This window comes from Acholeplasma hippikon, from assembly GCF_900660755.1.
Classification (GTDB): domain Bacteria; phylum Bacillota_I; class Bacilli_A; order Acholeplasmatales; family Acholeplasmataceae; genus Acholeplasma; species Acholeplasma hippikon.
Map to the genome: position 1 here is coordinate 885,948 of NZ_LR215050.1, position 16,525 is coordinate 902,472.

A 16,525-nucleotide genomic window follows, 5' to 3' on the forward strand; every position below is an offset into this window, starting at 1 on the left:
TTTCGTATCGGTTTTGTACCCTTAGTATAATAAATTCATTTTAAAAAGAAAAGTAAAGTTATAATGAATACGTTTTCACCATTTTTAAAAGAAAAAAGCGTCATTTTTAGACGCTTTTTTATTATTTTACGACGATATTAACAATCTTATTAGGGATAACAATTACTTTAGCAATTTGGAATCCTTCAGTATGTTTAATTACATTCTCGTGAGATAATGCGATTTCTTTAACCTCTGCTTCAGGTAAATCACGTTTAATTTGAATTCTTGCTCTTAGTTTTCCATTTACTTGAACAACTAATTCAACTTCAGTTTCTATTAAGAACTTTTCATCATATTTAGGCCATTCAGAATAAACTAATTCTTCATGACTATTTAAGATAGTTTGGTTTAATTCTTCTGTAACGTGAGGGGCAATTGGATTTAATAACTTTAATAAACCTCTTGCTTGTTCTTTACCAATCTTTTGAACTTTATAAACTTCATTTACAAAGATCATCATTTGAGAAATTGCAGTATTAAATGCTAATTTTTCATAATCATCAGTAACTTTTTTTACTGTTTGATGGTAAATAACTTCTAATTCTTTTACGTTTTCGTTCATTACTTCAAAGTCAAACATTCTCCATACACGGTCTAAGAATCGTTTAGCACCATCTAAACCTTCATTTGACCAAGGTTTTTCAGCTTCAATTGGTCCCATAAACATTTCATAAACACGTAATGCATCCGCACCATGTGATAAGAAGATATCATCAGGAGAAACTGTATTACCTTTTGACTTACTCATCTTAGAATGGTCAGAACCTAAGATCATACCTTGGTTTACTAACTTCATGAATGGTTCTTTACATGAAACCAGACCTAAATCATAGAATACTTTATGCCAGAATCTTGAATATAGTAAGTGACCAACAGCATGTTCTGTTCCACCTACATATAAATCAACTGGTAAGAATAAATCTAAGACTTCTTTAGCTTCTTTTGAATCAAATGGTAAGTAACCTAAATGATTCTTTAATAAGTAACCAATATAATACCAGCTTGAACCAGCTAGTTGTGGCATTGTATTTGTATCACGTTTATATTCCTTACCATCAATTGTTAAGTATAACCATTCTGTTGCGTGAGCAAGTGGAGATTCACCTGTTCCAGAAGGTTTAAATACTTCAAGATATGGTAATGTTAACGGTAATTCATCATCTGGTACTAATCTAATATTGCCATCTTTATCATATAAAACTGGGAATGGTTCACCCCAATATCTTTGACGTGAGAATACCCAATCTCTTAATTTATATGTATGGTGTGCATACCCAATTTTTCTATTTTCTAAGTATTCAATCATCTTTGCTTTAGCTTCTTCATTGTTTAAGCCATCTAAGATGCCTGAATTATGGTGGATTCCATCGCCTTCATAAGCGCCTTCTGTACCACCTTTGATTACTTCAATAATTTCTAGTCCATATTTCATAGCGAACTCATAATCACGTTCATCATGTGCAGGAACCGCCATAACAGCACCTGTACCATATTGAGGTAATACATAATCGCCAATCCAAATTGGAACTAATTTGTTAGTGATTGGATGTTTAGCAAATGCACCAGTGAATACACCAGTTTTAACTTTATCACTAATTCTATCTAAATCTGATTTTGCTTTGGTTTTTTGAATATATGATTTAACTTCTTCTAATTCATCTTCAGTTGTAATTTCTAATACTAATGGATGTTCTGGTGAAAGCACACAATATGTAACACCATATAATGTATCAGGTCTTGTTGTGAACACTGTGAATTTACGATCTGAATTGGCAAGTTCAAAATCAATCATCGCACCTGATGATTTACCAATCCAGTTTCTTTGCATTTCTTTCAGATTTTCTGGCCATTCAACTAAGTCTAAGTCATTTAATAATCTATCAGCATATTCAGTAATTCTTAACACCCATTGTCTCATTGGTTTTTTAACAACTGGGAAATGTCCGCGTTCAGAAACCATTTGACCATTAACGATTTCAATTTCATCGTTCGCAAGTACTGTTCCTAAACCTTCACACCAGTTAACTTCAACATCTTTTAAAACTGCTAAACCTCTTTCGTATAGCTTTTTAAAGATCCATTGTGTCCAACGGTAATATTCTGGGTCAGCAGTTGCTAGTTCTCTATCCCAGTCAACGCTCTTACCCATTTCAATAATTTGACGTTTAAAGTTTTTAATATTTTGATAAGTAAATGTTTTAGGGTCTTTTCCAGTAGCTAAAGCATATTGTTCTGCAGGTAAACCAAACGCATCCCATCCCATAGGTGATAAGACGTTGTATCCTTGCATTCTCTTATAACGAGCCACGATATCTGTAGCTGTATAACCTTCAACGTGTCCCACGTGTAATCCAGCAGCTGATGGATATGGGAACATGTCTAAGACATAATATTTTGGATGGAACTTATCTGTTCTTGTCTTGAACATTTTTGTATCCAACCAGTGTTTTTGCCATTTCTTTTCAATTGACTGATAATCATAATAAATCATATAAGTAAACCCTCTTTCAATGTATCTATTATAAATAATATTTAATATTATTTCAATCATAAAAAAAATCTCCCATAAAGGAAGATAATTTTTTTGTAGTGTTATTTATTATTTTCTAAATATGCTACTAAATCATTCACAGTTTTAATGCTTTGTAAAACTTCATCTGAAATTTGAACATTGAACTCATCTTCAACTTTCATGATTAATTCCACGGCATCGATTGAATCAGCGCCTAAATCTTCAACTAATCTCGCATTTGGTGAAATTTTTGATTCGTCCACTGATAATTCATCAATAATTAGTTGTTTGATTTTATCGTATACTGCCATTAGAAATCCTCCTATGTTTTAGCACTTTCGTATTTTTCATTATATCATAAATCTTCAATTGGTCTATAAAAAACATTTAGACAAGCATTAATACTTTTAAAATATAAATTACAACAAACATTGTTATGGATGATGCAATTGTAGTCCACACAATTAATTGTGCTGCTAATTTACTATTACCATTCATACTATCAGCCATTGGTGCTGTTGCGACAGCTAAGCTTGGTAACATGACAACAACTAACGCTGGAAAGTGGTTCTCATTAAATCCTAACACATCCTTTAATCCAATTGCAATTCCAAAAATAATTGCTGGAACAATGACTGTACGAATTAAAACACCTGCAATAATTTCTTTTTTTAGTTCTTTAAATGAACTAAATGTAAAAGATGCTCCTAATGCAATTAAAGCAACCGGGCTTGATACTTTGGCAACTTCTTTAACTGCAATAAATACTGGACTTAAATTTTCACTTAACCAATGATACCCAACAATCGCTCTTAACCCTAATGCTCCAAAACCACATAATACACCCACGATAATTGGATTGGTAATAATACTAATTAATAATTTACCAATTTTAATTTTACCAGCAGATTTATTATAAATTTGGAAAGCAATTACACCTAACATATTGAATGTTGCAATACTTATCCCAACCATTGCTGCCACATTTGTTTGTGCTGCTATACTAATTCCCATCACCGCAACAACTTGTAAACCCATCGTAGATGTGTTTGTTCTAAAGAAATTTTGTAGCATAACGCTCTTATTTCGATCACTTGTTTTAAAATATCTATTAAATAAAATACCTAAAAAAAAGAGCACCAAGATACTCACAACTGAAAAAATAATTAAATTTGTGTCAACAACTAGTTTTTCAATATTATATATATTATAGAAAACTAATACCGGAATTGAAACAATAAATGTAAACTTGTTTAATCCCTTAGTGACCGCTTCATCAAACAATCTTAAAACCTTAAGCATATATCCTAATGCAATCAATATCATCATTGGTAAGATTGCATCCATCGTGTATAAAAATTCTTGCATAATATCACCTGTTTTGAAAAATCACAATCTAGATTATAGCACACTTCATGTTATAATAGTAAAGAAAGTTGAGGTAACTTATGAAATTTCTTGTTGGAACTTATACAAAAGATAAATCGGAAGGTATTTACTTAGTTGATGAAGAAAAAGTAAGTCTATATAATCGTTTATTTAACCCTACCTATTTTACTGTCCAAGAAGGACATTTATTTACACTTGCTAGAGGTGGAATTGAAATCTATCAAAATAATATGTTAGTTTATGAAGATCATACAGAGGCTCATTCACCTTGTCACATCTTCTATGACTCAACAATTGGTATGATTTTTACAGCTAACTATCATGTTGGTCAAATGTCTACTTATAAATTTGATGGTACACAAACGAAAAAAATTCAAACCATCATTTATCCACTAGGTTCACATACACACCAAACTGTATATGATGCTAAATCAAGAACATTATTTGTTGTAGACTTAGGTTTAGATACAATTTTCACTTATGAAATTGATGAAAAATTCAAATTAGTGCCTAAGAAAGAGTTAACACTAACTAAAGGTGTTCGCCCTAGACATTTAGTTGTAGCTGAATCAGGATTTGTGTATTGTTTAACTGAATATTCTCATGAAATTTTTGTTTATAATGAAAAATTAGAATTTGTTAAAAAATATGCAACATTAGATAAGAACTTCCCAGGAATTTCGGGTGCTGCGATTAGACTAACATCTGATCAAAAACATTTATATGTATCAAACCGTGGATATGATTCTATTACTCACTTCTTAGTTAAAGAAGATGGGACACTTAAACAACAAAGAGTTTACAATACTCAAGGAAAACATCCAAGAGACTTTAATTTATCATTAGATGAAACTCAATTAGTGGTTGGTAATATGCATTCAAATAATGTAGCAATCTTTAATAGAAATCCTCAAACTGGAGAATTAAAGTTTGTTAAAACATTACCAGTTCCAGAACCAAGTTGTATTTTATTCGTCGTATAATCAAAAAGCACCCAAAGGTGCTTTTTTTATAGTTTGGATGCAATTAGTTTCGCTACTAAGAAATATGGTAAGCGTGAAAGTGTTTGATGGTCCCCTAATACACGTCGATCCCAACCATCTACTTTTAATTCATCTGCTCCATAAATAAATGGATAAAAATTAAGTTTTCTATATTGTGCAAAAGCTTCTACAGCAGCAACTTCCATTTCTACTGCAATACAACCTTGACTGATTCTTTCTTCATAAATAGCTTTAGTCTCTCTAAAAATAGCATCAGTTGTCCAAGTATAACCAGTTACAAAATCAATATTTGTATCTTTTAATATTTGTTCGATTTTCTGATAATTTCTTATATCAATAAAGTCACTTGCTGGAACATAGTGATAACTTGTTCCTTCATCTCGATACGCTTTTGAAGGAACAATAATTTTACCTACAGTTAGTTCTTTTTTTAATACGCCACATGTTCCGTATAAAATAATATTTTCAATATCAAACGCATAAACGATTTCTTCTAAATTTCCAACAGCAATCGGTGCACCAATTTGAGATATATAAAATAACGTGTTAGGGTCATCTAATAACTTATAAACTGGATATCTCCCACGAGCAGATCCAAATGCATAATCACAAAATGGTTCAATTAGTTTTTCTTCAATAAGCCTTTCTAAAACTTTCGCTTGGAAGGTAATTATTAAATTCTTAAATTTATATGGTGTTTTTTCAAATAAATACTCAACCTTTAATATCTCTTCAGAATCCCTATAAGTATTTTCTATTGCCATCTTATAATTCTCTCTTTCATCATAAAAATATTATACCGTTTTTTATGATTATAAATAAAAAAACCTCTCAATAGAGAGGTTTTATGTTTATTAGATAACGAAGTTTCCGTTTTCAAATACTAAGACTTCAGTACCATCATGTTTAGTACCAACAATCTTCATATCTGCTGAACCAAACATAAAGTCAACGTGGTTAAGTGAGTTATTATAACCCTTCTTTTCTAACTCTTTGATTGGTGTTTGATTACCATTTTTAATGTTCATTGGATAAGCTCTACCTAATGCCATATGACATGAAGCATTTTCATCATATAAAGTATTTAAGAATAAGATATCCATATTTGAGATTGGTGAGTTATGAGAAATTAATGCAATTTCTCCAATGTATTTAGAATTTTCATCTAATTCTAAGATACTTCTTAATGCATCTTTATCAACTAAAGCATCATAGTTAACTACTTTACCATCTTTAAATTCTAACCAGAACTTATCAATGATTCTGCCTTGGTTATTTAGTGGTTTAGTTGCCACTACTTTACCTTGAGTACCAAATTTATATGGCATTGTGAATGATTCTTCTGTTGGAATATTTGGGTTGAAGACAACACCATTACCTGCAGTTTCAGAACCACCAGCCCAAATATGGTCTTCAATTAATTCAACAATTAAATCAGTTCCTAATGAATTTGTGAAGTGTAATGATTTAAAGTTTGCAGCATTTAATTTTTGATTATTTGTATGTAAGTATTCGTTATGTTTTACCCAATTTTCAACTGGATCAGTAGTTTCATCAACTCTAACCGCCTTGAAGATTGCATCCCATAATTTTTCAACTGCTTCTTGAGTTTCTACACCTGGGAATAGTTTAGTAGCCCATGTTGGATTACTTGCAGCAACGATTGTCCATTGTGACTTATTGCCCATTGTATGTTCTCTGAAGAATTGAATTGGTTTCATTGTAGCCATTTGAACTTCTTGCATCTTCTTAGAATCTACACCAGCCATCGCGTTTGGCACTGGTGATACGATTGAGATGAATGCTGCATTATTGTCTACAAAATATTTATATTGATCAATCGAGTGTTGAGGCATTTCTTTTAACGCTTCTACATCTGCATAATCATAAGAAAACTTTGAAATTCTTTCATCTGACCAAATAATATGAACCTTTTTTGCTCCAGCAATATAAGCTTGTTTAGCTACTTCTCTTGTTAATTCAACTGCTTCAGTTGTTGTTCTTAAAACAACGTGTTGACCTTTTTGTACATTCGCGCCAGTTCTAACAGCTAAACGTGCGTACTTTTCTAATAATAATTGATTTGGCATTTTCTACACCTTAACTTTCTCTATTTTATTAACTATATATCCTTTTTCAGAAGATGAAGCATAAACTAATAAATACTTCTCATCCAACAGTTTTACATAGTCATTATATTCTTTTGGGAATATTGTAGCACTTATTTCTTCTTTTCCGCAATCAAAATCGACAAAACACATGTTCGCATTCTGTTTTGTCTTAATAGTTTTTACTTTTAAGACTTTTCCAATGAATTTAACTTGATTCTTAGTAAAATCCGGGTTTTCTAAACCATATTTTTCTGTGAGTGTTTTAAAAGTTAAATCCATCACATAATATAGATTAAATCCAATTGCTTCTTTTTCATGTGCTTTTAAGATTTCAAAATCTAATTCAGAAAATTCTTTTTCTTTATAATCATCTAAGAAGTTTTCAAATCCTGTTTGATTAAGATTGGTTGATGCTAACATGGTTGCATGCGTTAATCCAAATGAATCTAGTGCACCAGCATGAATAAGTGAAATTAAATTCTTCTCATTTAAGATTCCCTTCATTCTTACTTTAAACTCATTGTAATCTTTAAATGGACCTTTTGCTCTTTCTTCTAAGATCTTTTCAACGGTATTAACACCCAGACCCTTAATTAATAATAGGGGGGAAAGAATACTATACTTTGTTTTAATAAATTTATCGGTACTATAACGAATATCAGGTTTTAAAACATCATATTTTTTACTTCTAACTTCTTTAACGTAGTTTTCTACCAACTCAGTGTTTGATGTGACACTGCTTAAGAGAACAGACATAAATGTTTGGAAGTAGTGTGTTTTTAAATATGCCATTTGATATGCTAAAAGGGCATAAGCTACTGAGTGACTTCTATTAAAACCATAATCAGCAAAGCGTTCAATATAATCATAAATCTTTAACGCTACCTTTTCGTCTCTTCCGTTTTCAATTGCTTTTTTAACAAAATTAGATTTTTCTTTTTCTAGAATCTCTTTATCTTTTTTAGCAATTCCACGACGTAGCAAATCAGCTTGGCTTAATGAGTATCCTGCAAACATTTGAGCAATTTTCATGATTTGTTCTTGATATACGATAATACCAAACGTTGGTTTTAAAACCTCATCAATTGATGGGTCAACTAACTCAAACCCACCACCGTGGCGACTTTTAATGTATGAATCAATAAAATCCATTGGACCCGGTCTAAATAATGCGAGTAAAGCAACGATATCTTCAAAGGTTTCCGGTTTTAATTTTCTAATGACATTTTTCATGCCATAGCTTTCTAGTTGAAAAATACCTGTTGTTTCTACATTCTTTAAAGTTTCAAAGGTTTTTTTATCATCAAGCGGAATATCCGATAATTTTGTATCTATCTTTTCTAGTTTATAAATTTCATCAATAATTGCTAAGTTTCTCAAGCCTAAGAAATCAATCTTTAAAAAACCTAATGATTCTAAATCACTTGCTTCTAGTTGTGATTGAAGCATGTCATGAGGCCCTTTTTGTAGCGGAACAAAATCATCTAAATTTTCTTTAGATAAAATAATACCTGCTGCATGGGTTCCTGTTTGACGTGGGAGTCCTTCTAATGTTTTTGCCACGCTAATTAATTCAATTGCTTCATAATCCGTTTCATCAAGTTTATTTTTTTGCATCGCATTGATAATTGCGGTTGTTCTTGAATTATCTAATTTTAAGATTCTTGCAATATCTCTAATTGAAGACTTTTCAGCAAATGTGGTGAATGTTGAAATTGTAACAACATGTTTTTCACCATATTTGTTTTTAACATAATCAATCACTAAATCACGTTTGTTATCTGGAAAGTCTAAATCGATATCAGGCATTGTTCTTCTATCAATATTTAAAAATCTTTCAAATAATAAATCATATTGAATAGGATCAACTTCTGTGATTCCTAAACAATATGCAACTAAACTTCCGGCTGCACTACCACGTCCGGGACCAACTAAGATATCGTTTGTTTTGGCAAACTTAACAAAATCATAAACAATTAAGAAGTAATCATTATAACCCATTTGATCAATCACGTTTAACTCATGAACTAATCTATCTTGGTATACTTTTTCATTTTTATGTTCAATTTTTTCTAAGCGCTTCTTCAAACCTAATTTTGCTAATGCTTCTAGGTAAGATTTTGCATCAACATTATCTTTTGTTGGATATTTTGGTAATTCAAATTTATTATTTAAATAAGTATATTTTGTATTTTTAAAGACTTCATATTGAAAGTCAAAAATTCCATGTTCTTTTTTATATTCTTTTATTAAGTCTTGTTTAGTAATTAAACTTAAATCTTCATATGATTCTTCATATAAATTATTTTCAATTTTCCTTAAGACATGATATGTTTTTTGATCTTCTTTATTTGCATAACTTATTTTTCTTGTAGGTAGTAAACCAATTTCTAATTCTCTAGCAATTTCTTTTAAATACGTTGTTACATTTGTTAAAAGTTCGCTTTGATTTGAAACGCCAATATAGAATGATTTTATTCTTTCTTTTAAATATTTAAAAATTTCAGTTAAAAGTTCTTTATTCGCATAGTTATTTAATATATAGCTTTGGAAACTTGGTATAACTACAACCAACTCTTTTAAATCACTAATCACATCAGCAAAGTTTAACTCATCACTTACTTCTTTTTTTGTTGCAAGTTTAGTTAAAATTTTTAACTCTTTATCATTTCTTGCATAAACTAAGAAATTTAAATTCATTTCTCTAAAATTAAGTTTAATATCTAACCCAATAATTGACTTTATTTGATACTTTTCACTTAACTTCAAAAATTTATATAAAGCATGTAGATTATCATCTACCAATGAAATGAAGTCATATCCACGTTCTTTATGCAATGAAAAAAGCGCTTCTAATTGAAGTGTACTATTCAGCATGCTATATTCAGTTTTTGTATATAACGTTCCGATCACTTTTTTCACCCACTTCTATTATACCTAATAAAAAAGGAATTATTAAAAATTCCTTTATTCTGCTTTGGCGAATCTTTCACCAAATTCAACGATTGCTTGTTGTTCTTTTGTAGACGGTGTTGAATTGATTCGAATACCTTCTTCAAATAGATTTAGGCCTAAACCTCTTACTCTATCATGCCAGTAATCCATCCATTCACCTTCACCCCAACCGTATGAACCAAATAACGCAATTAACTTATTGCCTAATTGAGGTTCAACTTCTTCATACCAAGGTAAAAATTCTTCTGGTTCTAATTCTTCAATTCCCATTGAAGGACAGCCAAATGCGATCTTATCGTATTGAAGTGCCTCGTCAGGTAAAATATCTGAAATTTGTTTTAAGTCTGCTTCATATCCTGCTTTTTTAATACCTTCAGCTATTTTTTCTGCCATAATTTCGGTATTACCTGTACCGGTCCAATAAACTACAAGAATTGCCATATCATCAAATCCTTTCAATATACATGAAACATTATACTAAATTTAGATTAAAATTTCACTTTTCTTTTATTAAAAAGATAGTATATTGCAAAAATCGTTAACCCTGCACCTCCAGCAATGAAATAAATAACATAATTTGACTTTGTTTGATTATCAATTACATTGATTAAAATACGTTGTTCAGCATAGTTACCACTAGAATCATGAACATAATATAATCCTTCATAGGTTCCAACCGTATTCGTTGGAATATAATTTGGACTAAATGATAATTCATTAGTTAAATCGCCATCATAATTATCGGTTGCTCTTGCATATTTTTTATAATCAAAAACTTCATTTTTCTTAACTTCAATATAACTAATTTCAATATTTGGACTAATCGTATCACCAATGGTAAGGTATAATCTTTCTTTTGATTGATTACCTGCAGTATCTTTTGCTGTGTAGTCCACATAATATCTACCTAATTTATTTTCTTTTATATTTGTTTCAATTGTCACATGGTATTTATTTAATTCAAAATCATAATTATCAGTTACAGATTCAATATAATCATAAAGGTCAAAATCTTCATCATAAGAAACAAAGACTTCTGTATTCATTAAGACTAATTCCGGTGCAATGATATCTTTTACTTTAAGTATGGTTTCATATACTTGTTCGTTTTGACTTTGATCTGTTGCTTTAACAATGAGTGGATAACTTCCAACAGTTTCATAATCAATATATGACTCATCAAATTCAAAATCTAAATCTTTGTCATAGTTATCTGTAATTTTAAAGAAACTTTGTAAATCAGGTCTTATAAAATCTGTCACAACGATTTCTTTTATTTGTAAAATTTTTGGTTTTGTTAAATCTTTGACTGAAAATACTAAAGGATACGTTACTTCATTTTTAGAAGTATCCTTTAATGTGACCATGATGCGATAATCTCCGACTTTTGAAGTGTCAACCTTTCCTTGTGTTGTAACCATTATATCCAAAGAATTATCATAGTTATCTGTCACATATATATAATCTAAAATATATGGTTCTAGTTTATTTAATTCAATTTGTAACGGTCTTATAATTTCTAAGGTTGGTTTTTTAATATCTTTTACATGAACCTTTAAAATTTCAGTTGTCACACTACGTTTTTTATTTGTTATTTCATAATAAACTTCATATGTACCTAATGTAGTTGAATCCACATAGGAAGTAATTTTAATATCATTTGTGTTTAAAGCTGATGCATTCTGAACATAACTCAATAGTTCTTTTTCATTTAATTCAGTTTGATAATTTATTGTTATTTCCTTATATTTTAGTTTTATTTCAAGTTTTGTATTATCAACGACTGTTACTTTTGATTGACGTTTAGAACTGTTATGAGATTGGTCAGTTGCAGTAATTGTAATTGGATAAACACCTTCAAAACTATAATCCACTAAACTATCATCATAAACTACATCAACCATTTGGTCATAGTTATCTGTGATTGTATAGTACTTTGAAAAATCTATAGATTCATCTATATTAACTTCTATGGTTTTATTTTCTTTAATTGTGGGGGCAATATTATCCACAACGATGACATTTTTTGTAATTGTTGTTTCATTATAAGACTCATCTGTTGCTTTATAAATAACTGGATAAGAGCCAATTTGATTCATATTCACTCTGGAGCTATCAATTGTTAATGCAACTTTTGATTGTGGACTATAGTTATCATAGTATGTTACATAACTTTTTAAATCTGGTAGTTTTGATCCAACTGGTAATTCAACATCATCCACCTCAATCATAGGTGGTTCATTTTCCACTACTCTAAAAATAATTTCTTGATCACTTGTAAAATGATATGTTGGAAAATGTGCTCGATAAACCACACGGTAATCACCAACAATATTTGTACGAATCACTCTAAATGTAGAATATTCTACCTCGTATTCCATATAAAAATCTGGGTCTTCAACAAATTGTTCACCCATTTGTAGTTTAGCTTCTGGAATATACTTAAAATCTTCGATTGGTTCATTCATTGGAACAACCACAACTGTGTTCAACCAAAGCACTGCTACATTCACTGTTTGTAATAAAAAAGACAGCATTTCAATCACCTCATATAATAGTAGTTGATTTGCTGTCTTTTGACTTTTTTTATTTTTATAATTTTTGCATTTCTTGAACGTATAAATTATCTTTTTCTGCCAAGAATTGATTTTTATATAGTTCAAAGTATGCACCGCGTTTTTCTAATAACTCATGGTGGGTTCCTTGTTCAAGAATCTTACCACCATCTAGTAAGACAATAAGGTCTGAATCAACAATAGTTGATAAACGGTGTGCAACAATTAATGATGTACGATTTTTTAATAGTGATTTAGTTGCTTGTTGAATTAAGTATTCTGCTTCACTGTCAATTGATGAAGTTGCTTCATCAAGAATTAAAATGCTCGGATTTGCCAAAATTGCTCTAGCAAATGAGATTAATTGTTTTTGACCAAGTGATAATAAGTTACCACCTTCACCAACGTGTGTATCATATCCTTTATCTAATTTTTCAATAAAGGTATGTAATCCGATTGCTTTAGATGCAGCAATAACTTCTTCATCTGTCGCATCTAAACGTCCATAACGAATATTTTCCATCACAGTTGTTGAGAAAAGTTGAGGAGATTGTAAGACATATCCTAAGCGTTCGTGTAACCATGAAATGCTTCGTTCCTTATAATCTCTTCCATCAATTAAGATTTGACCTTTTTTAGGTTCATAGAATCTAGAAGTTAAGTTAACAATTGTTGTCTTACCAGATCCTGTATGGCCAACCAAGGCAACGCTCATACCGCGTTTAATCTTAAGGTTGAAGTTATCTAAAATAATTTCATTTTCATTATAGTAGAATGTTACATCTTTAAATTCAATATCACCATGAAGTGGTTCCCAGTTTTCTTTTTTCTTATTAAACCAGTCACCATATTTTTCTACTACTTCAGGTGAGTCAATGATTTCAGACTCTGTTTCAATTAATTCAATAATTCTTTCAGCTGATGCTTGAGCAACTTGTAGTGATGAAATGAAACTTGTTAATACAGTCATTGGATCAAAGAATGAAATTGTTGAACGAATAAATAGATATAATGTACCAACAACAATCATTTGTTCTCTAACAAAGAATGTACCTGTAATCATAACAACCGATACAATCAAATAACATGCCATTAATAAACATGAAGAATAGATTGATGAGATTGAAGTTGCTTTAATACTTGTACGCATCATCTTTTCTGCAGTTGCATCAAATTCCATTAAGTTTGATTGTTCGATACCTAATGTTTTAGATGTTCTAGCGCCATGGAAACTTTCATTATACTTAGCAGTTAATTCTGAGTTGAAGTGTCTTGCTTCTCTTTGTTTAATTAAAACTTTCTTTCTAAAGTAAGTTGTAATCATAAACATAAATGGTAACCCGATACTTACAACAATTGCTAAACGCCAGTTATACACATAAAGAATAATTAGGGTAATAATCATTAAGAGAATTGACCATACAAAGTCAATAATCCCCCATGAAATGACTTGACTAAGACGTCTTGCATCACTTGTCATACGTGCCATGATCCAACCTTGCGGGGTTTTATCATAGTATGAAAACGGTAGACGTTGCAATGTCTTAAATGCTTGTTTACGTAAATCATAACTTACATTTGCTTCAATAATTCCACCTTGATAAATAAAACCATATACACATAATCCAAAGATTAATGCATAAAGAATATTAATAATTATAAAAGGTGTGAAATATTCAAAATTATTATTCCCTACAAATTCATCTAAAACATATTTATTTAAAATTAAGTTAACTGAATCTAAAACTGCAAGTGAAACCGCAAAAGCTGTCATAATAATTAAATTCTTTTTACTCTTGAAAATTACTTTAATTAATTTTCCCCAAACTGGAAGAGATATTTTCTTTAGCTTGATGTCTTCTTCATTATGCTGCATGAGAAATATCCTCCTTCATAAGTTCTTTAAACTCATTTTCTAACTTACCTTGAATACCCCAGAGTGATTTATATAAACCATCTTGGTTAGCTAATTCGTCATGTTTACCAATTGCTTCAACTGTTTGGTTGTTTAACACAATGATTTTATCTGCTTCTTTAGCTGTTGTAATTCTATGCGTAATAATAATATTTGTTGATTTGTATTCTTTTTGCGCTAAAGCTCTTCTAATTAAGAGGTCAGTTTTATTATCAACAGCTGATAGCGCATCATCAAAGATTAAGATTGGTTTATTTGAAACTAACACACGAGCAATCGCAACTCTTTGTTTTTGACCCCCAGATAATGTTGTTCCTTTTTCTCCAACTTTTGTTTCATAACCTTGTTGGAATGTATGAATATCTTTTGCTAAAGATGCAATCTCTGCTGCTTCTTTAACATCTTCTAATGTTGCATTTTTATTGGTAATTGCAATATTTTCAAATACTGTTTTTGAATATAAGAACGGATCTTGTAGAACTGCCCCGATACTTGTTCTGATGTGCTTCTTTTTAATATCTCTTAATTCCACACCATCAATCGTGATAGATCCTTCATAATCATACATTCTTAACAGTAAGTTGATAATTGTTGATTTTCCTGAACCTGTTTTACCAATGAAGGCAACAGTTTCGCCTTTTTTAATATCAAATGATACATCTTTTAATAAATAGTTAGTGTCATCTTCAAACTTAAAGCTCACATTTCTAAATGAAACATTACCTTCAATTAATGGCTCTAATACGCCATCATTTACATATTCAGTTGGTTGAGTCATAATATCTTGAATTCTACCAATAGCAACAAATGCTTTTGTGAATTCATTTATCATTCTACCTAACCCACGAATTGGCCAAATCAATATTCCAAGTAACATAAATGCTGCTGAAACTTTTGCTGCATCCATAATACCATTTCTAGCATAAATGATACATAGAATGGTTACTGCTGCAACTTGTGAAACGGTAATAAAATCCATTAATCCCCAATAAATTGCAACAATCTTATTTGCCTTTATATTCATGTCTCTATATTGAGCATTTTTTGCTTCCATTTTTTCAATTTCAAATGATTCATTTGCAAATGCTTTAACAACTTTTGTGCCTGATACATTTTCTTGAATAACTGTCATCATAGATGATTCATCTTTTTCTACTTTATCAAAAATCTTTTCGATCTTTAAGAAGTAAATTAGTGAACTAATTGCATAAACTGGTAACATTGCAATACAAATCCACATGATTGTTGTATTAATAAAGTACATTTGGAATGCACCAGATATTAAACTTGCTGCTAATCCAATTAATTGCATCAGTTGTAAAACAACAAATCCTGTAGTTGTTTCAACGTCAGATGTTACACGTTGGATTAAATCCCCAGTGTCTACATTGTTATGATATTTATAATTTAAATTTTGAATATGTTCATATAAATCGACTCTTAATTTTTTAGAAATCTTCTCTTGAATCGCACCTTTCATGTAACTTTCCACATACATCAGTGCATATCTAATGAATTGATATATCACTAAAGCTAATCCAATATAAATTGCTACCTGTAAAATTCCATTTGCTGATTCAAAGAAATCAATTAAGAATTTAGGGAAGTTAACATCACTGATTACTTCACTATTATTAAGGTACTTATTTAAAGCCCCTACTAGGTACTGCGTAAATAATGGAATGTAAGAATATGAAAAACGATGGAAGATAACCAAAACAATCAATACTATATATTCAATTAGATGTCCTTTTGCTAATCTAAGTAATGCTTTTAACTTCATATATAATCTCCTCCAATAATCCCTCAAACAAAAAGAGGGGTGATTACCCCTCACAAAATAAAAACGCCATAAAAACGTGTATAAAATGAAAGAAGTAATTCTAAAAAATACTTTCTTTCATTAATGGAACTTTGTTAGTAATTTCCACCAATGAAAGGTTTAACTCTGATAATTAACATAAGTTTTTACCTCCCATTCATAAATTTTTTGTATTATCAAATATTTAGTTCTACCTAAATAATTTTATCATACTAAAATA

At 30.2% G+C, this 16,525-nt stretch carries 10 protein-coding genes and 1 pseudogene; 1 reads left to right on the forward strand and 10 read right to left on the reverse strand.

Going from position 1 to position 16,525, the window contains the following annotated elements; translation table 11 throughout:
* Positions 1-121: 121 nt before the first annotated feature.
* The 3 genes from leuS to EXC59_RS04320 all read right to left on the reverse strand — a co-directional run bounded on the left by leuS (position 122) and on the right by EXC59_RS04320 (position 3,922).
* The gene (leuS, locus tag EXC59_RS04310; protein ID WP_084145106.1) at positions 122-2,533 is read right to left on the reverse strand and encodes a leucine--tRNA ligase; all 2,412 of its coding nucleotides are present in this window, start codon (positions 2,531-2,533) and stop codon (positions 122-124) included.
* Between the two features lie 101 nt (positions 2,534-2,634).
* Positions 2,635-2,865: an acyl carrier protein gene (gene acpP, locus EXC59_RS04315; RefSeq protein WP_035368489.1), complete on the reverse strand. Its 231-nt coding sequence runs from the start codon at positions 2,863-2,865 to the stop codon at positions 2,635-2,637.
* Positions 2,866-2,941: 76 nt separating this feature from the next.
* Positions 2,942-3,922 carry an AEC family transporter gene (locus EXC59_RS04320; RefSeq protein ID WP_035368491.1) on the reverse strand — a complete coding sequence of 327 codons (981 nt, stop codon included), beginning with the start codon at positions 3,920-3,922 and terminating at the stop codon, positions 2,942-2,944.
* A gap of 80 nt (positions 3,923-4,002) precedes the next feature.
* Here EXC59_RS04320 and EXC59_RS04325 point away from each other — a divergent pair, with 80 nt between their 5' ends.
* On the forward strand, positions 4,003-4,926 hold the full coding sequence (locus EXC59_RS04325; protein WP_051658941.1) for a lactonase family protein: 924 nt from the start codon (positions 4,003-4,005) through the stop codon (positions 4,924-4,926).
* 26 nt (positions 4,927-4,952) lie between these two features.
* On the opposite strand, the gene EXC59_RS04330 is transcribed toward EXC59_RS04325, so the two are convergent.
* The 7 genes and pseudogenes from EXC59_RS04330 to EXC59_RS04360 all read right to left on the reverse strand — a co-directional run bounded on the left by EXC59_RS04330 (position 4,953) and on the right by EXC59_RS04360 (position 16,266).
* The gene (locus EXC59_RS04330) at positions 4,953-5,711 is read right to left on the reverse strand and encodes a nucleoside phosphorylase (protein WP_051658942.1); all 759 of its coding nucleotides are present in this window, start codon (positions 5,709-5,711) and stop codon (positions 4,953-4,955) included.
* A gap of 90 nt (positions 5,712-5,801) precedes the next feature.
* Positions 5,802-7,037, reverse strand: coding sequence for an aminopeptidase (locus EXC59_RS04335; protein WP_035368493.1), 1,236 nt, complete (start codon positions 7,035-7,037; stop codon positions 5,802-5,804).
* A gap of 453 nt (positions 7,038-7,490) precedes the next feature.
* Positions 7,491-9,980 (reverse strand): annotated as a pseudogene (gene dnaE, locus EXC59_RS04340) (DNA polymerase III subunit alpha); the annotation flags it as partial.
* 45 nt (positions 9,981-10,025) lie between these two features.
* On the reverse strand, positions 10,026-10,454 hold the full coding sequence (locus EXC59_RS04345; protein WP_035368495.1) for a flavodoxin: 429 nt from the start codon (positions 10,452-10,454) through the stop codon (positions 10,026-10,028).
* Positions 10,455-10,501: 47 nt separating this feature from the next.
* A complete protein-coding gene (locus tag EXC59_RS04350) occupies positions 10,502-12,550 on the reverse strand; it encodes an immunoglobulin-like domain-containing protein (protein WP_035368497.1) in 2,049 nt (682 codons plus the stop codon).
* A 55-nt stretch (positions 12,551-12,605) separates the two neighbouring features.
* Positions 12,606-14,444 carry an ABC transporter ATP-binding protein gene (locus EXC59_RS04355; protein WP_035368500.1) on the reverse strand — a complete coding sequence of 613 codons (1,839 nt, stop codon included), beginning with the start codon at positions 14,442-14,444 and terminating at the stop codon, positions 12,606-12,608.
* The gene (locus EXC59_RS04360; protein WP_035368502.1) at positions 14,434-16,266 is read right to left on the reverse strand and encodes an ABC transporter ATP-binding protein; all 1,833 of its coding nucleotides are present in this window, start codon (positions 16,264-16,266) and stop codon (positions 14,434-14,436) included. The genes EXC59_RS04355 and EXC59_RS04360 overlap by 11 nt, the downstream gene beginning before the upstream one ends.
* Positions 16,267-16,525: the final 259 nt, after the last annotated feature.

Bases quoted from the DNA above. Each gene is read 5' to 3' on its own strand.
- EXC59_RS04330 (WP_051658942.1), bottom strand. From the start codon at position 5,711: ATGGCAATAGAAAATACTTATAGGGATTCTGAAGAGATATTAAAGGTT.
- EXC59_RS04345 (WP_035368495.1), bottom strand. From the start codon at position 10,454: ATGGCAATTCTTGTAGTTTATTGGACCGGTACAGGTAATACCGAAATT.
- EXC59_RS04350 (WP_035368497.1), bottom strand. From the start codon at position 12,550: ATGCTGTCTTTTTTATTACAAACAGTGAATGTAGCAGTGCTTTGGTTG.
- EXC59_RS04335 (WP_035368493.1), bottom strand. From the start codon at position 7,037: ATGCCAAATCAATTATTATTAGAAAAGTACGCACGTTTAGCTGTTAGA.
- acpP (WP_035368489.1), bottom strand. From the start codon at position 2,865: ATGGCAGTATACGATAAAATCAAACAACTAATTATTGATGAATTATCA.
- EXC59_RS04325 (WP_051658941.1), top strand. From the start codon at position 4,003: ATGAAATTTCTTGTTGGAACTTATACAAAAGATAAATCGGAAGGTATT.
- EXC59_RS04360 (WP_035368502.1), bottom strand. From the start codon at position 16,266: ATGAAGTTAAAAGCATTACTTAGATTAGCAAAAGGACATCTAATTGAA.
- EXC59_RS04355 (WP_035368500.1), bottom strand. From the start codon at position 14,444: ATGCAGCATAATGAAGAAGACATCAAGCTAAAGAAAATATCTCTTCCA.
- EXC59_RS04320 (WP_035368491.1), bottom strand. From the start codon at position 3,922: ATGCAAGAATTTTTATACACGATGGATGCAATCTTACCAATGATGATA.
- leuS (WP_084145106.1), bottom strand. From the start codon at position 2,533: ATGATTTATTATGATTATCAGTCAATTGAAAAGAAATGGCAAAAACAC.